The following is a 19956-nucleotide window of genomic DNA, read 5'->3' as shown; positions in this document are numbered from 1 at the left end:
GCGGCCTATAGCATCCATCTCTCCACACCCGAAAATGCGTTCGCCGGACGCTCACCTCCTGGCGGCAATCTGTGCAATGACAGATACCTATTCGTTTAGGCTCTCCCCGAACCGCGATACAAACCTGTCCGCACAAACAACCGCCGTTGAATATCGGCATGACATCGATCTCCATGAACCAAGAGCCACCTAAACGTCGTTCCCTGTATGTGCGTTCCACCTCGTGCCCCCGCCGCCTCCCGTCGACGGCGGCGTGTGACTTTGTCTACCGCCAAGAACGACGAGAGCGCACGCGCACGTAGGAACCTCCACCGCCGTCGCCCGTTAGCTTTGAAATATTGGAGATCATGATGAAAGACACCGACGACTTAGAGACCGTCTGGAACCTTGCCGAAAAGATAGGTTTCTGCATGCTGACAACCCAAACATCCGGGCATCTTCGCGCCCGCCCAATGGCGGCCCACGCCGAGCGCTTGGAGAACACCTTCTATTTTTTGACGGATGTGGACGGCCACAAGGACGAAGAAATTGCGCAAAGCCCGCAAGTCTGTCTCGCGTTCGCCGACAGCAAAGGGCAAAAGTACGTGTCCGTGTCGGGATTGGCGGAAGTCAGCAATGACCGCGAGCGCATCAAGGAGTTGTGGTCTACTCCTGCTAAGGCATGGTGGGATAGTCCAGACGATCCTTCTATCCGTGTGCTGAAAGTAACGCCATTCTTTGCCGAGTATTGGAACAGCCCCGGTACGATCGTGAGTTACATCAAGATGGCGGCAGCAGCGCTGGGCAGCGCAAAGCCAGACATGGGCGACAATGAAAAAGTCGACTTGTAAAGGACTTTGCAATGGAAGCCATCTCCTTGGGACAAAACACATGAGCTCCTCCCACGACAGCATCAAGTCAGCAGCGGACTTGGAGAGAGCTTACGGCGTGTCACAAGGCGAATCCGAACGCGTCGTCACCCGCTTCAGTCGATTATGGAGTGAGCTCGATATCCTTCTGGCGGCCAAGGGCCGCACGCGAACACATCGTATTCGAGAACTTGGAACTCCAGCGAAACGGGCGCCCTACGGCTTGGATTGATGTCACCGCTCCCGGTCTGCAAACAACAATAACTGGAGCGACTTCAAGAGAAAGGACGCAAAAGCATAAAAAGCCATTGAGGAGATAGAACCAAACGCGGTGGCAGTGAACAGCTTTCCGCGGCCCCCTACGCGGAAGTGGGACAACCGACAAATTGAAGCGCTGAAGAAGGGGGTTCAACCGGCGACGCGCGATGGGATCGGACAAGACGAGTGGGGTGGTCCGCAATTTCGACGTCGCAGCGACGTCATCGCTCCGATGGGCCTCGAGATTCGTACTATAGCGAACACGCTTGGAACCATCGGTCACTGCAGACGTTCCCGTGAAGGTTTCCAGCTTTCGAGGTCAAAAAATGCCCACCGGTATAAGCTCCAGCGAACTTCGCATTTTGCACCAAGTTCTACTCGAGGCTGGATATCTGGTGACGCTGCCGTCCGACGGCGAGGTTGAAGCGAACGTGGCGGCCATGTTGCTGATCAAGCTTTTCACCGATGGAGTAACAGACCCATTAGAGTTGTCACGTCAGCTCGAATATCGCTTTGGCAAACACCCGCAGGCAGACCGAGCTCTCCCAGAGTTCGCACCCAACCACGCAATTCGTGGACTGACGTCACCTGATCACGCAGGCAGAAGGTCGCCGAACTGGGGCATTCGAAAGCCCAATTAGCAAACTCCTAGCGCTCATCATCAGTGACGATTTCCAACCCGCGGATGTACTTATCCGTTGGTTGACCGGCTTCCTCGGCTTGCACCAGATTGTCTTCCAAGTCAGCTCTCTTTACCGCTTTCGCCAGCGGGTTCAATATCGCACGATGCACAAATTCCTCATCGCCCTCTCCCGCGCGTCGCGTAAGCGCATCCACCGCAGCGACTACGGCGGCTGAGAAACCCTCTTCTCTCAGTCGATCGATCGTCCAAGCTGACGCCTTCTCCGGCACATCGTGGAGATAGGCCACGACGCGCTCCTCGTCACTAACAACGAGGCTAGCGACCCGTTGACAGTGACTGACGTAGGGGTTTCCAAGCTTGTCCATTTGCCCATCGTGGGCGTCGGACGCGATCTGGATAGCGTGCTGGAGATGCTGTTTCGTCTGCATGAATACCCCTTGGCAAAGCTCGGGTTGGAGAGGTCGAGTGCTCGACCAGCGCTCCGCTGCTCGCAGCACCGAGCTGTAAAAAGCGCCGCGTTCACGAGTCCTTTGTCGTCAAGTTGACAGAAGCGACAACTCTCCACCGGAAACTTCGAAAACTGCGAGAGGTTCCGCGGGAGGGTGAAGTAGTTTGAGCAGTTCATTGCCTGATTGCCGGTCAACACACTGCCTTTCGTCAAACCGGCTTCGGTATGACTTCGAAGGTCAGCCGCAACTCTGTGATCGGGCGTTTGTACTCGTCGAAGAGCTCAACCGACATCACGTTGACGGGTTCCTTGGGCAACCCATCCCGAGCCATTTCAGCCAACGCAACATGAGCTTCCCGAACGGCCTCCTCCTCGGATCCAAAATCGATCGACATGCTCACCGGACCGTCTCCCGATCCATCCATCACTTCCAGAAAGTACCTCACGCCATCCTCCCGGTGCATCAGTCGGTAACGGGGCGCCCGACATAAGCACCAGAGAAATGACGGGATCGAATGATCGTTCCGGAAATACGATGGAAATAACGAAGCGTCTCGACAAAAGGTGTGACCGAGAAACATTGACGTCGATTGCACGTTGTTAATCAGGAGGTAATGAACATGTCCCACTCACAAGACAATCGACAGGTCCGGATTCCCGGCCCGGCCTACAAGAACATAGCCGAGCATTGCAGGAAATTCGGCATCGATGCAGTCGAGGAGAGAAAGCTGCAGAAGCTTCTTGGTAAACATGCGCCGCTCCACGAAATCCAAGCCAACGCCCCGCCCCGTCTCCCGAAATTTCGGTAATGTGATGAGAGATCCAACCGCAGTCGTATCATGGCCGACGGCAATCTTTCTGGTCGGATGCCTTACGATCCTAACAGTGATCGTCGTGGCTGGGTCGGTCGGCGTCGAGCAAGAGAATTATCGCGTGAGGCTTGCCGTAATGGAGCGCGGCTGATCTGCGATTAGTGCGACGAGATGGAATGCCTCTTTTATATAGGACTGATGAGGTTGCAAAATCTGGAACCGACAATGCTGGATGCGATCTCGGAGATCCGAGCTAGGCTACATCTTGGCGCCTCTCCCTCGAGCACGATCACTCCGCAGTCATCGACCACCGTGATACGAGCGTCTGCCAATTCCGATGCATAAGCAAGCGCCGACGATAAGCTCGACGACAGGCCAGTGAGAGATGCAAGTGAACTTGTTAAACTTATCGACTGAGACTGGAACATGACAATTTCCTCTGGGACGGAAACGTCTCTATGTGCTTTTTGTTCATTCGCCGTTCACGTTTGTCCCCGCCGGGGCTCTCCCACATCTCTGTAAAAACCCGCTCGACGGGGCCACCTTATCGATCACTTTTCGCTTGGATACTTCTTCGCTTGGAGCAGCCTGGCGAGATGCACAGTGTTTCGAACGAGCATGTCTACTGCTTTCGTCACGACGTCGGGCACTTCATCCAGATCGATAAAGTCCTTGCTTCCCATAGCTTCGCCGACCCAGTAGGCGACTGCGTTGGCCGGGATCGTGAAGCCGACATCGTTCAGCGCCTGATAGACCTCCGCCGAAACATGATGTGCACCATCCTCATTGCTGACGACCGCTACGGCCGCCACCTTGTCATAAGACAACATCCGCCCGTTTTCGTCGGCTTCCTCCAAGAAAGCGTCCATACGTTCCAGAGCGCGTTTCGCAACGGATGATGGCTGGCCTAACCAGATAGGAGTGCCGAGTATGAGAATTTCAGCATCGAGGATCGCCTTCCGAATATCTGGCCAGGCATCCCCTGCACCTTCGTTTGACGTGACGCCGGGTTTAATATCATGGTCTGCAAGCCGGATCGTTTCTACCTCCACCCCTTTTTGGCGAAACCCTTCCGCAATCAGATCGAGAATTCTATCCGTGGATGATGGCTGACCGCCACTGGATTTCAAGGTACCGTTGAGAGCGAGTGCTTCAACTGTCATTGGATCATTCTTTCTGTTCACCCCGCATAGCCGCCTGCCTCAGGTCGTCGCGGGACAATCCAAAGTGGTCGAGCGCCAAGTCAACATTGCGTTTGTTCGATTTGAAGTAGCCGTCGAACACATCGCCGAGCAATGGGACTGCGCCTACAACAACGTCGACACCGACATTACCCAGCATCCTTGCCAGTTTCTCGTTCGGAATCCCTAATTGACGAGCCTCGTTGATCAGATAAATGCTCACAAGCGCCCCAGCGGCGTCACCTATCCCCGGCACTAGACCAAGCACAGAATCCGCGCCGATGCGGAAGCGCGTGAACGGGATTGCAAAGGCAGTATCCATCAGCCCCGCAACTGCGGATAGTCGCCGCAGCCGACGCAGATCATCGGCGCCAATCCGCGTCTCCGACCTCGTTTGTTCGAACCTACTTCGGTAAGGTTTTGAGCGCGAATCCTTACGAAGCTCCGCGGCACCGATCGCCATTGGGGACCTCATTTGTCGCCGCCTCATCGCTTAGTCTGCGCGTATACGGGAACCGGGCGCGGCACTGGGGATTGGCTCCGCTTCAGAATGAATATCTCCAGACGTCAAACCACCGGCTCGTTGCCCCATACTCGCAGCCGGGGCTTCATCGAACGCGGTGAGCTGAACCATCATTTCTTTTGCGCGAAGCACGGCGTGGTCGCCATCAAGGCTTCCGTCGCCGCCGACCATCGTGACCGACACCAGCTCGTTGCCTTCGCCTTTGAATTCTACGGTGACCATTCCGTCCGCTGAATTGCTCACATGTGTCTCGATAAACTGCATCGTGATGCTTCCTTCTGCTGTCGGAGAACAATGCGGAGCGATCAAGTGGGTTCCACCCGTTTAGTCTTAACCCTCGACTCGACAGGAAAGTGGGAAGGGTCATCCGTTGACCCAGCCCATACGGTCAGAGCATTTTATGAAGGACGTTGCTCTAATCTTCAATCTTTGGCCACGGATGTCCTAGCCATCGATTGTCGCGGCATGTGAAAGCAGGTCGGCCTTTTCGTGTTAAGGGGCAGGATCCGAGAACCCCGCCCACCGCTTGCATCGACACGCCCGGCGAAATCATCGCTGGCAAATGGTGAACCAATCCAAGGCTCCGACGTTACCAAAAAAACAAGGAGTATGCCGTGCTCTACGAAGAACGATTTTGGGCAAACCCAGCCCCAGACAGTCGCCACGCCGTTTGTCTGGCGGCCGCGAACGATGCGGTTTCCGAATTCGTTCGTTTCGTCCGTGACAGTAACGTCGGCAACGATCTCGTCGACGAGGTTGAACTCCCTATTCCCAAATCTATGTTGGTAGAGGCTTTCACGCACGTCATTGCTGCGGAAGTTCGCCCTGATATTCGGGCATTGCTGGTAAAGGCCGGGTTGACATTGAGCCAGTACCATATCGGTCTGGGTGAACGGATCAAGGTCAGGCCGATCCCCACAGACACAAGACGCCAGCCCTCCAATCCTTTCCTCGCCCGGAAATTCGCGTGCGCGCTCCTTCTAACCGCGACGGAGCGGACCCGCCTCACTGAGATATACAATACCGCCTTGAGGCGGGGGCGCCACTAGGAATCCCCACCTCACGCCAAGCCTGCTGTCACGTTTTTCTCGCGCCAAAATGGAGTTGCGGTCACCTGCGGCTCACTTCTCTCTCGAGGTGTCACCACGAACCGGCTTCGATATTCGCTACCCTGCTCTTGCTATCAGGCAAAGTCGATCCACTAAGATATCGCCAAATCCAGTGGCCTGTCGGTTACGCATCACAAAGGTGTTGCATAATCCCCGGTCGCCGGCGCGTGACCCGGTCGCGAACAGTCATCGGGCCTGCAGACGAGTTGATTTCAGGGATCAGTGAACGAGATCGCTCTGATGGAGATCGTTTTCCCGTTTGGGTCGTTTTGAAAAATGAGGCCGGCTTTTGCTTTGGATTTTCCAGGAACGTAATCGATGACAGTCTCAACCGTTTCTAGCGGTTTCGAGTTTTCCAGGACCTCTCCCCGAACCGTGACTTGCGATGCTGTCCGGCTCGAACGATTTCGGACTTCGAATAATACCTGAAACCCGTCACTTCGTCCTTCAACTTGAACCACGTTCGCATCAAGGTTTGGAGACGTGTCGCGATCCATCAACGCGTCCTTGCCAATCCACATGATTACGAGGAGAACGACGACGGCAGACACGGCGCCCGTCACCCACTCGATCCAATGTGGCTTACCGGTCTCGAAATTTGCGTCGCCAGTCGTTTTTGTCATTTCGGCCTCTTACAGGATCAAGCGGGCGGCGGCCGCGCCGATGGCACCTGGAAAGCTCAAGATGACGATCATCATCAACACTTGCGTGGCTCCGACGTCGTCGGTGCGGTGAAATACCCACAGGCAAAAGGCACTGATCAATCCAGCGATAACATAGCCAGGGATCGTGAAACGCACGAAGGCGTGCCAGCCCGGCGTTCCCTCGGCAAGATCATGACTTCCACGGAATGAAAGCGTGTAGACAAATCCATGCATGAGGGCGAGGGAGGCGAAAACTATCAGCAGCGCATGCCATGGCGCCATTTTGTATGACAGCAGGATCATCTCCTCCGTCGGTGCAACGTTTAGGTTCAAGAACAATGCGCCGACCGCCATAAGGAACAGTTCTCCTGCGTAGCTTGTTTCCCGGTCGTGCACTTGATCGTCTCCGTCGGCGTCGTCAGGTTGAGATCCTCCCAATTGACTACGTCCAAGCATTGCACCAATGCTCGCCGGGACGGCTTGCACAGCGACCATGCCAACAATTTCGTGAGGCGCCTGATCCAATGTTAGAACGCCCATCGCAACGAGTATGATCCCGCTGGCGACTATGCCGAGGCAATAGGCAATGCTGGCATCCCTTGTAGCTTGCCCCCAAGTTGTGGTTTCCTCGAACCCAACGCGGTCGGAAAGCACGATAAGTAGAGGCACATTGATGACCATTAGGATCAACAGCCTCGTTCGGTCCATGTAGAAGCCGAGCTCCCACATCTCCATTGTCATCAGCATGGGTAATGCGAACAGGAGCGCACCAGCAATTCCTCTAGCGATGCCGGCAGAGAACTTGGCCGTGTCAAAATCGCCGCCAGCCGACCCTTCAACAACATTCTGGTTCATGAAAACAAATCCCGACCGTCGATACTATGGAGATTGCAACAGACTGTTGCGGCGGCCACACCCGCGCGGGGCCGAGCCAACAGGAAATCTGTCATGAGAAAAGTGATAGGCATAACTGGTTGTCCTCTAGGTGTGTCAGATATACCCAAAAGCTATCGATGTAGTTTGGGAAGACCACCACGGAGACCGGACATAGATGGCGGCTTAACCCGTCGATACCGCGCCTCGACAAGATTGTAGAGACCGAAAGCCGCAAGTCCGGTTGCGACAGCAAGATATAGAACACTGCCGAAAGGCAGTTGTCGAATCCATGTGAGCGCGTCGCTCATGCTCCCTGCTTGGCTCGGATCGACGGTAATAGCCGCGTAGCAGAAGAATGCTCCCACGATGGCAAAAACGGCGCCACGAGCAACGAGCCCATAAACACAGATCAAAAGCAGGAGATGGCTGTTCTCTAGGTCGAGATAGCGTTCAAAGCGCCGCGTGATGCCCTTGAATGCAGTTACGGCGCCGCCGATCAAGAATCCCACGCCAATTGCCCCCACGAGGTAGCGGCCGAACGGCTGGGATATCGCCCAAGCAGCAAAAGTATGTTCTCCGCCCTCGCTGCTGGATCCGATCCCAAGTGCCTTCTGGAACGCATAGACCGCCAGACCTATGTAGGTGACGGCGCTACCAAAAAGAGCGGCGCGTACCGTATAGCTCTTAAGGCTGTCGTCGTGGCCGTCCGCGTTGGCCAACGACTGTGCGAGGCGCCATGCCACGAAGCCAATAAGACCAAGAGCAATCAACGTGAGCCAAACGGTTCCAAGCGGTTGTTCAAGGAGCACATCTAACGCCGATTTCGTATCCGCCTTTCCACCACCGAAGATGGAAAATGTGGCCAACCCAGCGACTAACAGAAACACGATACCCCTTGCCCCGTATCCTGATCGAGCCAACCAATCAAACCCTGGATTTTTCATCGCTTGTTCTCCCGCGTTTCGAAGAACGTACGACTTGGCGCATCTGTTCCTCGAACGCTGCAGTTGCATACGTCAAGATGAAGTACAGACCTAGCGGCGCGCGTGCCGGTTTTACGACCGTGCGGCGGTTAAGGCTCCGAAACGAGTTCATCTGGCACTAAATCCGCCGGGAAGCGCGCCTAGGGGACGACAGAATAGCCAGATCTTACCCTTGCAGTGGAACTTGTGGGTCGACCACCAACTTGTCCCGTGAATTTAAACCGGAACTCCAAGACCTTGTGCGCGTTCAAAATCTGCGCACCTTCAACCAAGGGATTAAGATATGAGTACTCTTCTGATTATCGTAATTGTTCTTCTTCTGCTCGGCGGTGGCGGCGGATACTATGCACATGGACGTTATGGGGGACGAGGCTTAGGCGGCGTCTTAGGCTTGATCATTGTCGTGTTGATTATCCTATGGCTGCTCGGTGCGTTGCACGGCGGTGCCGCCCCACCTCTCTAAGCGGGGACCTGTGTAAATCGATCGACGCGTACACATCCAGCCGCACGACCAGCGGCACCCTAGCGGGGCATGAAAGGCGTCGTTCGAGCCGGATGGCTCTCGACTGTGTGGCTGAAATTTACCGCAACATACATCGGATCAGTCCATTCGTGGCAAAGGACTCCGGTTGCAACTCTTTGGCTACGCCGATTGCGGCTATACTTTCAATCGACTGCAGCCGGTTCGGCCATAATAATGGTTAGGTCTGGAGTGTCGACTACTAGCTGCTGGCGCATGCAATAATGTCTGAGGAACTCGAACAGCTCGAGCCAATCACCCAGGCGACCGTGACAGTCGCCTGGGTCATCGTATTCAACAAGCCCTTCTATCCTGTTTATGTCTGGTCTCTAGTCGGCAGTGGCGTCACGGCATCGTTCGGGACATTGCTGTCAGCGCCCCTCTTCCTTGCGATAACGTTTTTGGCCAGACGATCTCCATTTGCAGCTCGGATCGCGCTCCCGCTGATCGGCACGTTCGACACCTTGTTCGAGACGAAACTATTCGGCTCTGCTTCAGGGACGGAACTGTACTTCGCCGCCTGCATCATGCTTGTCGCGCTGTCCAAACACACGAAAAGAGGTGGCAGCGCGCAGTGGCCGTGCTTGTCTTTGCCGTCTTCTTGTTCTCGCGCAATCTCATCGGTGCGCCGCTACATATCTGGTCTGCACCGGACCTCGCGATCCTTTTAAACCTGAATGCCTTCGCCGTCGCCAGCCTGCTGGCGTTCATCGCTCTTGGATATGCAGGGATATCACGGGCATGAAGTCAATCTGATCGAACAACAGCGTGAACGAATTGAAGCGTAGCAGGCAGAAGAATCCTATCTGCGGCAATTGCGTCGGTAGAACGTTCAACCCTGCCGCGGCCCCGGTCGAACAGCAGCCGGTCGCAGTCTGCACAGCAAGCTCGCTCACTACCGAGCCGCTGAGTTTAGTGCCGAGCAGGTGAGGACTTAGAGGATGCCAGCGAAATCGGCGCGATAGCCCTCAGTCTGACTTGCGTGCAAGCTCGGCCACTCGTCGAGCCAGGACGTCGCCGGCGAAGGGTTTCGTCAACACCTGCATGCCGCGGTCGAGGTGTCCGTGGTTCAAGACCGCGTTTTCAGCATAACCGGTGACGAATAAGACAGGTAGATCAGGTCGATCAGCGCGACTTGCGTCAGCGAGTTGCCGTCCGTTCATACCATTAGGAAGTCCGACATCTGTCACGAGCAGGTCAATGTCACGCCGGGCAGCCAAAACCTTCAATGCCGATGGCGCATCATCTGCCTCAAGAACGGAGTACCCCAGTTCCTCGAGCACGTCGACAGCGATCATGCGCACCAGCGGTTCGTCATCGACAACGAGAATGGTTGTCTTTCCGGAGACCGGCGGAACCGGCGTCTCGGGCGTCGCAATCTCTTCCTCCACTCCATCGGCATGGTGGCGGGGAAGGTAGATGCAAATCATCGTTCCCTTGCCAAGCTCCGAGTAGATCCTCGCGGCGCCGCCCGACTGGCCGGCGAAGCCATAGACCATCGAGAGACCGAGCCCTGTCCCCTGCCCTGTTGGTTTCGTCGTGAAGAATGGATCAAACGCCCGAGCGATGACATCTTGCGACATGCCCGTGCCAGTGTCGCTCACACACATGGAAACGTACTGGCCGGGCTCGACCCCGCGGTCCCTGGCCGCTCGCTCGTCCAGCCAACGGTTGCCCGTCTCGATCGTCAGCTTTCCGCCATCCGGCATCGCATCCCTTGCATTGATACAAAGATTGAGAAGCGCATTCTCGAGTTGCCCCACATCGACAAACGCCGTCCACAGACCGCCGGCGCCCGCGATCTCCACATCAATGCCGGGGCCTACGCTCCGCGTGACCAAATCATGCATGTCTGTAATGATGCGGTTTATGTTCGAGGGCTTAGGATCCAAGGTCTGGCGGCGTGAGAAGGCGAGTAGCCGTTGGGTGAGGCCCGCAGCCCGCTTGACCGCGCCCTGCGCGCCCGTCAGGTAGCGATCGACGTCGGCGATCCTTCCTTGGGCAAGGCGCGCCTTCATCAGCTCCAGGCTGCCACCGATCCCTGCCAGAATGTTGTTGAAGTCATGCGCGAGACCGCCAGTCAATTGGCCCACCGCTTCCATCTTCTGTGACTGCCGCAGAGCGTCTTCCGCCTGCATCAGGGCTGCAGTGCGTTCTTCTACCCGCTGTTCCAGCGTTTCTGTCAGTGCCCGCAGGTCTGCCGTTGCTCGATCTCGTTCCTGTTCTACGACACGGCGCGCCTCGATATCGATGAGGACGCCTGGAAAAAGCGTGGCCATTCCGTTCCGATCGAGGTCGACCCTTCCGTTCGCTTCGAGCCATCGGAATTGTCCGTCGAGTCGTCTGGTCCTGTATTGATGAGCGTAAGGCCCGCCACGCTCCAATGCATGCTTGATCGCGGCTGCAAGGCCTGCCTGATCGTCTGGATGAACCGTCTCTACGACCTGTGAAAGGCTAAGCCCTGTACGTGCGAGGCCCGGATCGAAGCCGAAGGCGGTCGCAAACGCCTCATCGACGCTGAATTTGTCGCCAGGCACGTCCCAGGACCATGTTCCGATAATTGCTCCGGCGGCAAGAGCGAGCTGGACACGCTGTATGTTCTCGCGAGCAAGTGCCTCGCTGTCCCGCAGCGCTTGCTCGGCTAGCTTGCGCATGGTGATGTCGCGAAACAGTACCGACACCTGCTTCAGGCTCGAAGGTTCAAGTCGTGTGGCCGACACCTCGATGTAGCGGTTGATCGCCTTGAATTCCTGCTCGAACCGAACTGTCTCGCCGGTCTCAAGTACGTCACCATAGACCTTAAGCCAGACATCGGCGTTGTCAGGCTCAATCTCACGAAGCCGCTTTCCGACGATCCCCTTGATCCCAGTCTGTCGCTCATACCCAGAGTTGGATTCAACATGGATATAGTCGCTCATCGGACCTTCGGGGCCATCTATGAACTCGATGATGCAAAATCCATCATCGATCGCTTCGAAGAGTGCGCGGCGCCGTCCCTCGCTTTTTAAAAGTGCATCCTCGGTCAGCTCAACATGCGGGGTCGCGATCTCGTTGGTCACGGGTATTCCTCAAGGGTCATGGACTCGCGCATACATATGCTTGCGCGTTGCAAAGACAATGAAATTGCTCTTCGATTTTAAGGCATGTCGATTGGAGCAGTTACGATGGTGCGCAAGCCCGGCTTGTTGTCCTGCTCGTCGATGTTGCCGTTTAGCCGATCGACCATGGCAGCAAGCATTCGCCTCCCGAATCCGGATGATGCACTCGACTTCTTTCCCACGCCATCGTCGGTTACGATCAGCCGGAACATCCCGCGGTGCTGTTCGAGAACCACGGACAGCCGGCCGGGCCGTCCCTCATAAGCGTATTTTTGGGCGTTAATGACGAGCTCCGTCAGGATCAGACCGACGTTGACAGCCCGATCCGTGGATATCTGGACGGGGGCGAGTTCGAGGTCGAACTGCCGGGCCCACTCTTCGTCCATCGTTGTCTGCATTTCGTTGACGAGATCTTCGAGATACCGCGACAGGTCAATGACTTCGACGCTGTCATCGCGGTAAAGCCTGCGGTGGACCAAAGCGACAGCACTGAGCCGCCTGTCGGCCTCCTCAAGCTGGAGCCTTACGTTCTCGTCCCCAGAAGCCTTGCCCTGCAATCGCAGAAACGCGGCCACGAGCTGGAGACTGTTTTGAACACGATGATTGACCTCCTTAAGCAGGAAGTCCTTCTGTTGCAGCAGGCTCTCGTTCTCGGCAATGGTGGTGGTGAGCTCGCGGTTGAGCTCGCGCACTCTCAAATCGTTCCGGCGCTCGAGCATAAGGCGGACAACCCGTCCTGCTGCCTCGACCTCGCCATGGGACCATGGACGCGCCTTGTGACGTACCTCTTCGGACCACGCTTCAAATGAAGCGCGGGGGGTTAGCATGGCGCCGGGCTCGGCAGGAATTCCCTTATGGGGATTGCCTGCCCATTCCAACACCTCGAGATGTTCCGCGCGAAACCAGATGAGTATTGTCGGGATCTCGGTCGACATGGTCACCGCTAGCAATCCGCTCGCGCGATCCGCATAGGCTTCCGCCTGCGGGATCTTCGATTTGAGGCTGGACGTCGCAAAAGGCTGCAAAGCAGCCGGCCTCCTGACTTGATCCGCGATCGCGCGCACGTCGATATCGTCAGGGCACTTTCCGTAGGTGAAGAGATCCTGCCCCTGAACGGCTGCGAATCCATCGGCATTAAGGAGGTTGGCCAGTTCGCGGCCCGATCTCTCAAAGAATTCGTTTAGAGACCCGTCAGCACCGAGCTTTGAAAGTACCGTCTCCTCCTGCGATCGAAGACGAAGACGTTCGCGGTAGAGTTCCGCCTCCTCCTTGGAACGGATTTGGCGCGCGAGCGACCCGGCAATGGCGCGGCAGGCGATCCTGACGTTGAGCGGGATTTCTTTCGGCGCTTGATGGTGGCACGCGACAAGGCCCCAAAGTACACCATCCTTGACGATGGAGATGGACGCGGAGGCGGCGACGCCCATATTCTTCAGGTACTGGATATGGACCGGCGACACGCTGCGGAGCGTGGACTCGCTAAGATCGAGTTCCTTTAAGTTTTCGGAAACTGACCGGATAGGCGCCGGAGTGTACGCGATATCGGGAATCACGCGGATCTTGTTGCGGACGTACAGCGCTCGCGCCTGCTTGGGAATGTCAGTCGCCGGGAAGTGGTGGTTCATAAAGCTTGAGGATGCATCATCGAGGCTTTCACCAACGACAACGCCCGCATCGCCATCGACGAACTGGTAAATCATGATCCGACCGTAGCCGGTCAGCTCGCGGAACGTCCTCGCAGCCTGACGGCAAAGGCTTTCAACGGTTGGCGCGCGTTCGAACTGACTGACCGCAGCATCCAGTTCAAATAGGAAAGGAGCACTGAGTGTCGGCTCGGCCTCGGCCGCATCCATTTCCACAACTAGTCGCCCGCCTGATCGGTAGGCGATGGCGTTGAAGAAACCGCGTGCGCCCTCTACTCGTCCGAGAACGACAATCCCTTCCTCTTCGGCGTCTGCAGCTTTCGCGACACAGTCGATACCGATGAGATCAACCAATGGACGTCCAGCCCACCTCTCAGTCAACCGACCTTCCACGTCGCCTGCTGCTCCGATCACCTGCAGGTCACCATTCGCAACAAGCATGATGCCGTGGGGCTGGATCGAGCCGGGAATGTGGATAGGTTCAAGATCGCAGGACGTGACGTCCGCGTCGAGTGGTGGCGCTTCGTTCAGCATGATCGTGCCCAACTTTCGGGTTTCGACCGCGGACGGAAGGCGTGGACCAGAGTGAGACCGGAACTTTGCACACACGTACTACCATGAACACGACGCGACGTCTGTTTTATATTCAGCTATCGGAATGGATCGACTATCCTGCACAGAAGCCGACACGCATCAGGCGCCGGCCTCAACCCGTCCAAAACACGAACCATACGCCTTCGTCAACCAGCTTCGTTGAAACGCCGCTGCAAGGTCACCTAGCTTCTTTTTGGCTTCACTTTACTGCCGCGAGAGGCTTGTGGCTTGGAATCGGACAATGAGCTGGCGGTCGCCGTTCCATCTGGTTGCTCGTGGTTTTCAAGCTCCGTGCTTGCAGCCTCCTTGTCGGTCGCTTCGTGTTCCTCCTGGGCGCGCTTCCAGTGTTCGTCATGCTCACCATGCGGTCTTCCTTCGCGCTCCCAGATGGCATACGCCCTATTCCGCAGTTCTTGTTCTCGATCTGCCATTTGCTCCTCCGTAGGTTTGTCTGCCGAATTCTAGGTGTGCCAGCTCCATGAGCATGACGCTTGAACTCAAACCTTGCTCACGCTCGGTTGGTTCCAATGGCCTCTTGAATCACCTAACGCCCGCTCTACGCAAGCAGCGACCCGCCGGCGCAAGGCTACTGCCCGCCGGACGCGTGGCACCAGCGATCCCTGGGAACTCGCTCGGATAACGTGCACCGAATAAAATTTTGCATCTAGCTCGACGAAGGAACCGAAACCGCAGACAGAGGTTCTTCATCCGCACAGGAGGAAACCATGGCAGATCCGACAAAATCGCCCGCCGTCCAATCATTGAATGCAGAGCGAACTCGCGAGCGCTCAAACGAAGTCGATCCACTCGATGCTGGCCTCGAAAATACGTTTCCTGCTTCCGATCCGGTATCGGTTACCCAGTCCTCGGTCGCGAATGCCGTTGATATGAGCGCTTCAAGCGCCGAGAAAGAGTTCCCCCTTGTCGAGGAGGCACTGCGCTCCACCGGGGAACTCGGCGACGGCAATGATTTTAGACGAGCTTCGAGTTTACGCCGTGACGCCTCCCGCATCTCGGGACAAGCGTCTGAGGTAGCGAGCGGCGCGGTCGCAGCCGGAAGGGCTGAGGCGATATCGGCAATCCATCGCGTCGAAAACCTTGTCAGAGATAGACCGTTGACTGCAGTCGGCGTTGTTGCAGCTCTCGCTTGGCTCTGGGGTGCAACCCGATAGCGTATGGTGCTAAGCCAAGGAACCATAGCATAGTCTGTCGGCCTGCCGCGAGCTGAACGCTTTGGTTGCCTCATAGGTTTAGCTGGTTGAGCAAAGGCTTAGCGGAACGTCCGTTAGTCTCGTTCCAGTAGGAGCCAACCCGGTTATTGGATCGTCGTAATAGGGCGTTCTTTCCCATGCCTGGGCGTCGGAGAGGCATTCGCAGTCGTGCCTGCGGATGGAGGGAACCGGACGGCATTCCCGGTCAATCTTTACTGACAGTAGCGAGCGTCTGGCGTCTGGCATCGTCAACGTGACCGTCTACGAGTGAACAGCCAGAAAATCGGTTCCCATGGAACGATCAGGAGAGCTCTAGGTTTAGGGGGCTCTCTCTTTGCCCAACAGGAGCACCCTGCAATGAAAACCGCCCTCGCCGCTGCCGGCCTCGCTATCCTCCTCGCTTCGCCTGTTCTTGCTCAGTCCGCAGCCGAAAAGACCGGCGTCAACTCTGTAATGGGCGTAGCCCCCAAGACCGAAGACTTCGTTACCGAAGCTGCCAGTTCTGACATGTTCGAGATTGAATCCAGCAAGCTCGCTGTCGAGCGTTCGCAAGATTCGGCCACTAAGAGTTTCGCTCAGCAGATGATAACCGATCATATGAAAACGTCGGATGAGTTGATGACCATGGTTAAAGGCGGCAAGGTTAAGGCCGCGATCCCTGCTTCGATGAGCTCGGCGCAGCAGAGCATGCTCGACGACCTCAAGAAATTGAATGGCGACGATTTTACCAAACAGTATCACTCTGAACAGGAGGACGCGCATGAGGATGCGGTCGATCTGTTCAAGAGATACGGCGAAGAAGGCGACAACGCTGACCTCAAGGCATGGGCAGCGAAGACGCGGCCTGCATTGGAACATCACTTGATGATGGCCAAGGAGCTGAACAAGTAACGTTTTTCCATGTCCGACTTGTCGCACAAATGATCGTAAGGCTGCTTTGAGGCACTGGACACACCTCAAAGCAGCATTTTCCCTCCTTCGGCCGTTACGTGCTGAGGCGGGTGGCGCGAACAGGTCTTGTATGGGTGACACTTGAACCCACCACGCCTGCGAGACACAACCATGGACGAGAACAGGAACGATTGGACCGCAACTCGGGCATACTCTCTTTGGGAGCAAGCCGGACGCCCCTTTGGTCAAGATGAGAAACACTGGGCACAAGCGGTACTTGAACGAAACCTGCTCGAGCGCACACGCGCTTCGAGCGACGGCGCTGAAGTCATCTCGCGCGCACGCAAGAATTTGCGCGACGGTCTTGGCAAAAGCCGAAGTATCCTAATTGTCGAGGATGAACCTCAGCTCCGCTACAACTTCGTCGATTTCTTTGATCAAGCGGGACACAAGACGTTCGAAGCAGGCAACGCCGACGAAGCGTTGGTCCATCTCAAGAACGACGAGATTCATATTCTTTTCACCGACGTTGATATGCCTGGCAGCTTGGATGGCCTCGGCTTGGCGGCAAAGGTTCGATCTCACTGGCCAGAAATCAAGATCATCGTGACGTCGGGGATCATCACGCTCGCGCATCACGACGACGAGCTCGGAATTTCGTTTCTAGCCAAGCCTGCTTCTGGTTTCGAGTTGCTCGGGTTGATTGCTGCGGATCACTAGCTAGGGGAGTGCTGGCGACCTGACTGTGCCAGGAAACCAATCTGCCCCTGCTATCAAGTTTGTCCGGCAGCAGACAGGAACCAACGCGTCGGGCGGAGGTTAAGTACTCGTCCCCCTTGTGAAAGCACAGCCAGCCGCTCAACGCGTGGGGCCTTTAAGGGGACGCGTAAGTCAACGGAGGATGTGATGGCAACGACAAAGACACTCGACGACCTGTTTCTTGACACTCTGAAAGACATCTATTTTGCAGAGAAACAGGTGCTGAAGGCACTGCCCAAGATGGCTCGCGCTGCACAATCGGAAGAAGGCAAGGCCGGATTTCTACAGCACCGCGACGAGACACAGGGGCAGATCGAGCGGCTCGAACAGGTATTCGACATCCTCGGCAAGTCGGCTCGCGGCAAGACCTGTGAAGCGATCCAAGGCATCCTTGCCGAGGGCGAGGAAATCATCGAAGAGTTCAAAGGTTCACCGGCGCTCGATGCAGGTCTCATTTCCTCGGCGCAGGCCGTCGAGCACTACGAAATCGCCCGTTACGGCACGCTGATCGCGTGGGCCAAGCAGCTCGGTCTAAAGGACGCCGTTCCGCTGCTGGAGGCCACCTTGGCCGAGGAAGAGGCCACCGATCAAAAGCTGACGAAGCTTGCCGAAGCGCAAGCTAACACAGCCGGGAACACGAAAGCCGCTTAAGGCTTTAAACCGTCAACCCGCAGGCCGTCCGCAGGGCGGCCTTTTCGCAGTTGTCCATTTTAAAACAAGGGGATATCATGATGGCCAAGCGCCCGGCAAAACCCGTATCCACTGTCTCTTCTGACGATACCATCAAAATTCATGACCAGCAGCTTCGACGCGGCGCGGGAGGCGAACTTCATCAGTTTGCCGAAGACGACCAAGATGTGCTCACCACCTCGCAGGGCGCGCCGGTCGCTGACGATCAAAACTCGCTGCGCGTTGGTCCGCGCGGACCGCTTCTCGTGGATGATTTTCATTTTCGCGAGAAGATTTTCCACTTCGATCATGAGCGCATTCCCGAGCGGGTCGTACACGCCCGTGGTTACGGCGCTCACGGCTTTTTCGAAAATTACGAATCCATGTCGGACATAACGCGTGCTGATGTATTTCAGCGCGCGGGAGAGAAGACGCCCGTGTTCGTGCGGTTTTCCACGGTCGCCGGAAACAAGGGCTCTGCCGATCTCGCGCGCGACGTCCGTGGCTTCGCCGTCAAGATGTACACGAAGGAAGGCAACTGGGATCTAGTCGGCAACAACATCCCGGTATTCTTCATTCAGGACGCCATCAAGTTCCCTGACCTCGTCCACGCCGCCAAGCAAGAGCCAGATCGCGCGTTCCCGCAAGCACAGACCGCTCACGACAACTTCTGGGATTTTATCAGTCTGACGCCCGAAAGCATGAACATGGTTATGTGGATCATGTCGGACCGGACGATCCCGAGGTCGCTCCGTTTCATGGAGGGCTTTGGCGTCCATACGTTCCGTTTTGTCAATGCTGAGGGCAAATCGACGTTTGTCAAATTCCACTGGAAGCCGAAGCTGGGTCTGCAATCAGTGGCCTGGAACGAGGCGGTCAAGATCAATGGCGCCGATCCGGACTTCCATCGGCGCGACCTTTGGAGCGCGATCCAGTCAGGAAACTTCCCGGAATGGGAGCTTGCAGTCCAGCTCTTTGACCAGGACTTTGCCGATGCGTTCGACTTCGACATCCTCGACCCCACGAAGATCATTCCTGAGGAGATATTGCCGGTCAAGCCAATCGGCCGCCTGGTGCTCGATCGTATGCCCGATAACTTCTTCGCCGAGACGGAGCAGGTCGCATTCATGACGCAGAACGTCCCACCGGGTATTGACTTCAGCAACGACCCGCTGCTGCAGGGTCGGAATTTCTCCTATCTTGATACCCAGTTGAAACGCCTTGGTGGCCCGAATTTCACGCACCTTCCGATTAACGCGCCGAAGTGTCCAATGCATAATTTTCAGCAGGATGGCCACATGGCAATGCGTAATCCTGTCGGCCGAACAAATTACCAGCCCAATTCCCGTGGCGAGGGTCCGCGAGAATCGCCCACGCACGGCTATCGGCACTTTCCCGCCGAGGAGCAAGGCCAGAAGGTACGACTGCGTCCGGAGAGTTTTGCGGATCACTACAGCCAAGCCCGGCAGTTTTTCATCAGCCAGACCGGAGCTGAACAGCGCCACATCGCGATGGCCCTGACCTTCGAACTCAGCAAGGTGGAAAACGTGGCAATCCGCGAACGGATGGTGTCTCATCTGTTGAACATCGACGAGACCCTTGCGACCACGGTCGCGCACAAGCTGGGGTTCCAGTCGATGCCAAAACCAGCCGACGCCGCCACGCCCACCCGCCACGACCTGGAAGCATCGCCGGCGCTCAGCATCGTTGAACGTGGACCCAAGCGGTTTGAAGGACGCAAGCTCGGCATCCTCGTTGCCGATGGCGTCGACGCGAAGCTTCTAAAAGCAGTGACGAAGGCTGTCGTTGCCGAAAAGGCCGTCGTAGAGTTGATCGCTCCAAAAGTGGGCGGGGTCACCGCCGACGACGAAAGCTTTATCGAGGCGCACCACATGATTGACGGCGGACCGTCGGTGCTGTTCGACGCGGTTGTCGTTCTAACGTCCCATCAGGCGATTGAAGATCTGGTGAACGAAGCCGCCGCCCGCGACTTCGTTGCGGACGCCTTCCAGCACTGCAAGTATATCGGGTACGATCAGTCGGCCATCCCGTTGTTCGAAAAAGCTGGGATCGCCAATGAGGTCGACGAGGGAATGGTCAAGTTGTCCGGAGGGAAGGACGTCGCCGCGTTCATCAATGAACTCGGCAAACTCCGGGTCTGGGGTCGCGAGCCTTCCGTAAAGCTTGGAAAAGCTTCTCCCCCGATTGCTTGATCCACTTCGGGCGCGGAGTGATCCGCGCCCGCT

The 19956-nt window shown here is 56.5% G+C and carries 23 protein-coding genes; 11 read left to right on the top strand and 12 right to left on the bottom strand.

The features are described 5' to 3' along the window. Nucleotides 1–160: GFA family protein (locus tag ACODTZ_RS25300; RefSeq protein ID WP_489029060.1), on the bottom strand; the 160-nt coding region annotated here is incomplete at its 3' end. Between the two features lie 190 nt (nucleotides 161–350). Between ACODTZ_RS25300 and ACODTZ_RS25295 the strand changes: the two genes are divergently transcribed. Together ACODTZ_RS25295 and ACODTZ_RS25290 are read left to right on the top strand one after the other, a co-directional pair. Beyond that, on the top strand, nucleotides 351–830 hold the full coding sequence (locus ACODTZ_RS25295; RefSeq protein WP_209236552.1) for a pyridoxamine 5'-phosphate oxidase family protein: 480 nt from the start codon (nucleotides 351–353) through the stop codon (nucleotides 828–830). A gap of 572 nt (nucleotides 831–1402) precedes the next feature. After that, nucleotides 1403–1747: a hypothetical protein gene (locus tag ACODTZ_RS25290; RefSeq protein WP_209236551.1), complete on the top strand. Its 345-nt coding sequence runs from the start codon at nucleotides 1403–1405 to the stop codon at nucleotides 1745–1747. Nucleotides 1748–1754: 7 nt separating this feature from the next. Here ACODTZ_RS25290 and ACODTZ_RS25285 read toward each other — a convergent pair whose 3' ends face one another. Beyond that, nucleotides 1755–2177 (bottom strand): HD domain-containing protein, encoded by a 423-nt coding sequence (locus ACODTZ_RS25285; protein ID WP_209236550.1) that lies wholly within the window; start codon nucleotides 2175–2177, stop codon nucleotides 1755–1757. 229 nt (nucleotides 2178–2406) lie between these two features. Continuing rightward, nucleotides 2407–2661, bottom strand: a complete 255-nt coding sequence (locus tag ACODTZ_RS25280; RefSeq protein WP_047513721.1) for a DUF6894 family protein — start codon at nucleotides 2659–2661, stop codon at nucleotides 2407–2409. A 156-nt stretch (nucleotides 2662–2817) separates the two neighbouring features. Between ACODTZ_RS25280 and ACODTZ_RS25275 the strand changes: the two genes are divergently transcribed. After that, nucleotides 2818–3006, top strand: a complete 189-nt coding sequence (locus tag ACODTZ_RS25275) for a hypothetical protein (protein WP_081993157.1) — start codon at nucleotides 2818–2820, stop codon at nucleotides 3004–3006. Nucleotides 3007–3560: 554 nt separating this feature from the next. Here ACODTZ_RS25275 and ACODTZ_RS25270 read toward each other — a convergent pair. Genes ACODTZ_RS25270 through ACODTZ_RS25260 form a run of 3 tightly spaced genes read right to left on the bottom strand, consistent with a single transcriptional unit; the run spans nucleotide 3561 to nucleotide 4977 of the window. Next, on the bottom strand, nucleotides 3561–4172 hold the full coding sequence (locus ACODTZ_RS25270; protein ID WP_209236549.1) for a flavodoxin family protein: 612 nt from the start codon (nucleotides 4170–4172) through the stop codon (nucleotides 3561–3563). Nucleotides 4173–4176: 4 nt separating this feature from the next. Continuing rightward, on the bottom strand, nucleotides 4177–4653 hold the full coding sequence (locus ACODTZ_RS25265) for a DUF4112 domain-containing protein (RefSeq protein ID WP_209236548.1): 477 nt from the start codon (nucleotides 4651–4653) through the stop codon (nucleotides 4177–4179). Between the two features lie 30 nt (nucleotides 4654–4683). After that, nucleotides 4684–4977 (bottom strand): hypothetical protein, encoded by a 294-nt coding sequence (locus tag ACODTZ_RS25260; protein ID WP_209236547.1) that lies wholly within the window; start codon nucleotides 4975–4977, stop codon nucleotides 4684–4686. 350 nt (nucleotides 4978–5327) lie between these two features. Here ACODTZ_RS25260 and ACODTZ_RS25255 point away from each other — a divergent pair, with 350 nt between their 5' ends. Next, nucleotides 5328–5762, top strand: a complete 435-nt coding sequence (locus ACODTZ_RS25255) for a hypothetical protein (RefSeq protein WP_209236546.1) — start codon at nucleotides 5328–5330, stop codon at nucleotides 5760–5762. Between the two features lie 272 nt (nucleotides 5763–6034). On the opposite strand, the gene ACODTZ_RS25250 is transcribed toward ACODTZ_RS25255, so the two are convergent. The 3 genes from ACODTZ_RS25250 to ACODTZ_RS25240 form a co-directional block, all read right to left on the bottom strand. Then, on the bottom strand, nucleotides 6035–6445 hold the full coding sequence (locus ACODTZ_RS25250; protein ID WP_047513728.1) for a membrane protein: 411 nt from the start codon (nucleotides 6443–6445) through the stop codon (nucleotides 6035–6037). Between the two features lie 9 nt (nucleotides 6446–6454). Beyond that, on the bottom strand, nucleotides 6455–7321 hold the full coding sequence (locus tag ACODTZ_RS25245) for a TIGR02587 family membrane protein (RefSeq protein WP_209236545.1): 867 nt from the start codon (nucleotides 7319–7321) through the stop codon (nucleotides 6455–6457). Between the two features lie 152 nt (nucleotides 7322–7473). Then, a complete protein-coding gene (locus ACODTZ_RS25240) occupies nucleotides 7474–8286 on the bottom strand; it encodes a DUF1206 domain-containing protein (RefSeq protein ID WP_209236544.1) in 813 nt (270 codons plus the stop codon). Nucleotides 8287–8608: 322 nt separating this feature from the next. Here ACODTZ_RS25240 and ACODTZ_RS25235 point away from each other — a divergent pair, with 322 nt between their 5' ends. Both ACODTZ_RS25235 and ACODTZ_RS25230 read left to right on the top strand, forming a co-directional pair. Beyond that, complete coding sequence (locus ACODTZ_RS25235; protein ID WP_081993146.1) at nucleotides 8609–8788, top strand: DUF3309 family protein; 180 nt, start codon at nucleotides 8609–8611, stop codon at nucleotides 8786–8788. 281 nt (nucleotides 8789–9069) lie between these two features. Further along, nucleotides 9070–9516 carry a hypothetical protein gene (locus ACODTZ_RS25230; RefSeq protein ID WP_489029035.1) on the top strand — a complete coding sequence of 149 codons (447 nt, stop codon included), beginning with the start codon at nucleotides 9070–9072 and terminating at the stop codon, nucleotides 9514–9516. Nucleotides 9517–9813: 297 nt separating this feature from the next. On the opposite strand, the gene ACODTZ_RS25225 is transcribed toward ACODTZ_RS25230, so the two are convergent. The 3 genes from ACODTZ_RS25225 to ACODTZ_RS25215 all read right to left on the bottom strand — a co-directional run bounded on the left by ACODTZ_RS25225 (nucleotide 9814) and on the right by ACODTZ_RS25215 (nucleotide 14611). After that, the gene (locus ACODTZ_RS25225; protein ID WP_489029034.1) at nucleotides 9814–11904 is read right to left on the bottom strand and encodes a response regulator; all 2091 of its coding nucleotides are present in this window, start codon (nucleotides 11902–11904) and stop codon (nucleotides 9814–9816) included. Between the two features lie 77 nt (nucleotides 11905–11981). After that, a complete protein-coding gene (locus ACODTZ_RS25220) occupies nucleotides 11982–14120 on the bottom strand; it encodes a histidine kinase dimerization/phosphoacceptor domain -containing protein (RefSeq protein WP_489029032.1) in 2139 nt (712 codons plus the stop codon). 242 nt (nucleotides 14121–14362) lie between these two features. After that, nucleotides 14363–14611 (bottom strand): DUF2934 domain-containing protein, encoded by a 249-nt coding sequence (locus ACODTZ_RS25215; RefSeq protein WP_489029030.1) that lies wholly within the window; start codon nucleotides 14609–14611, stop codon nucleotides 14363–14365. A gap of 294 nt (nucleotides 14612–14905) precedes the next feature. On the opposite strand from ACODTZ_RS25215, the gene ACODTZ_RS25210 reads away from it, so the two are divergent. From ACODTZ_RS25210 to katE, 5 genes are all read left to right on the top strand, one after another. Next, on the top strand, nucleotides 14906–15352 hold the full coding sequence (locus ACODTZ_RS25210) for a hypothetical protein (RefSeq protein WP_489029028.1): 447 nt from the start codon (nucleotides 14906–14908) through the stop codon (nucleotides 15350–15352). A 396-nt stretch (nucleotides 15353–15748) separates the two neighbouring features. After that, nucleotides 15749–16282 (top strand): DUF4142 domain-containing protein, encoded by a 534-nt coding sequence (locus tag ACODTZ_RS25205; protein WP_489029026.1) that lies wholly within the window; start codon nucleotides 15749–15751, stop codon nucleotides 16280–16282. 171 nt (nucleotides 16283–16453) lie between these two features. Further along, nucleotides 16454–17002 carry a response regulator gene (locus tag ACODTZ_RS25200; protein ID WP_209236540.1) on the top strand — a complete coding sequence of 183 codons (549 nt, stop codon included), beginning with the start codon at nucleotides 16454–16456 and terminating at the stop codon, nucleotides 17000–17002. Between the two features lie 186 nt (nucleotides 17003–17188). Then, nucleotides 17189–17692 (top strand): YciE/YciF ferroxidase family protein, encoded by a 504-nt coding sequence (locus ACODTZ_RS25195; RefSeq protein WP_209236539.1) that lies wholly within the window; start codon nucleotides 17189–17191, stop codon nucleotides 17690–17692. 80 nt (nucleotides 17693–17772) lie between these two features. Next, the gene (gene katE / locus ACODTZ_RS25190) at nucleotides 17773–19923 is read left to right on the top strand and encodes a catalase (protein WP_489029058.1); all 2151 of its coding nucleotides are present in this window, start codon (nucleotides 17773–17775) and stop codon (nucleotides 19921–19923) included. Nucleotides 19924–19956: the final 33 nt, after the last annotated feature.

The organism is Rhizobium sp. FG113 (genome assembly GCF_057809895.1).
Note: the sequence above shows the minus strand (reverse complement) of the source record. Positions and strands in the feature narration are given on the sequence as shown.

Coding starts and splice junctions, on each gene's coding strand:
- ACODTZ_RS25295 (WP_209236552.1), top strand. CDS start 351: ATGAAAGACACCGACGACTTAGAGACCGTCTGGAACCTTGCCGAAAAG.
- ACODTZ_RS25285 (WP_209236550.1), bottom strand. CDS start 2,177: ATGCAGACGAAACAGCATCTCCAGCACGCTATCCAGATCGCGTCCGAC.
- ACODTZ_RS25280 (WP_047513721.1), bottom strand. CDS start 2,661: ATGCACCGGGAGGATGGCGTGAGGTACTTTCTGGAAGTGATGGATGGA.
- ACODTZ_RS25275 (WP_081993157.1), top strand. CDS start 2,818: ATGTCCCACTCACAAGACAATCGACAGGTCCGGATTCCCGGCCCGGCC.
- ACODTZ_RS25270 (WP_209236549.1), bottom strand. CDS start 4,172: ATGACAGTTGAAGCACTCGCTCTCAACGGTACCTTGAAATCCAGTGGC.
- ACODTZ_RS25265 (WP_209236548.1), bottom strand. CDS start 4,653: ATGGCGATCGGTGCCGCGGAGCTTCGTAAGGATTCGCGCTCAAAACCT.
- ACODTZ_RS25260 (WP_209236547.1), bottom strand. CDS start 4,977: ATGCAGTTTATCGAGACACATGTGAGCAATTCAGCGGACGGAATGGTC.
- ACODTZ_RS25250 (WP_047513728.1), bottom strand. CDS start 6,445: ATGACAAAAACGACTGGCGACGCAAATTTCGAGACCGGTAAGCCACAT.
- ACODTZ_RS25245 (WP_209236545.1), bottom strand. CDS start 7,321: ATGAACCAGAATGTTGTTGAAGGGTCGGCTGGCGGCGATTTTGACACG.
- ACODTZ_RS25240 (WP_209236544.1), bottom strand. CDS start 8,286: ATGAAAAATCCAGGGTTTGATTGGTTGGCTCGATCAGGATACGGGGCA.
- ACODTZ_RS25235 (WP_081993146.1), top strand. CDS start 8,609: ATGAGTACTCTTCTGATTATCGTAATTGTTCTTCTTCTGCTCGGCGGT.
- ACODTZ_RS25230 (WP_489029035.1), top strand. CDS start 9,070: ATGTCTGAGGAACTCGAACAGCTCGAGCCAATCACCCAGGCGACCGTG.
- ACODTZ_RS25220 (WP_489029032.1), bottom strand. CDS start 14,120: ATGCTGAACGAAGCGCCACCACTCGACGCGGACGTCACGTCCTGCGAT.
- ACODTZ_RS25215 (WP_489029030.1), bottom strand. CDS start 14,611: ATGGCAGATCGAGAACAAGAACTGCGGAATAGGGCGTATGCCATCTGG.
- ACODTZ_RS25210 (WP_489029028.1), top strand. CDS start 14,906: ATGGCAGATCCGACAAAATCGCCCGCCGTCCAATCATTGAATGCAGAG.
- ACODTZ_RS25205 (WP_489029026.1), top strand. CDS start 15,749: ATGAAAACCGCCCTCGCCGCTGCCGGCCTCGCTATCCTCCTCGCTTCG.
- ACODTZ_RS25200 (WP_209236540.1), top strand. CDS start 16,454: ATGGACGAGAACAGGAACGATTGGACCGCAACTCGGGCATACTCTCTT.
- ACODTZ_RS25195 (WP_209236539.1), top strand. CDS start 17,189: ATGGCAACGACAAAGACACTCGACGACCTGTTTCTTGACACTCTGAAA.
- katE (WP_489029058.1), top strand. CDS start 17,773: ATGGCCAAGCGCCCGGCAAAACCCGTATCCACTGTCTCTTCTGACGAT.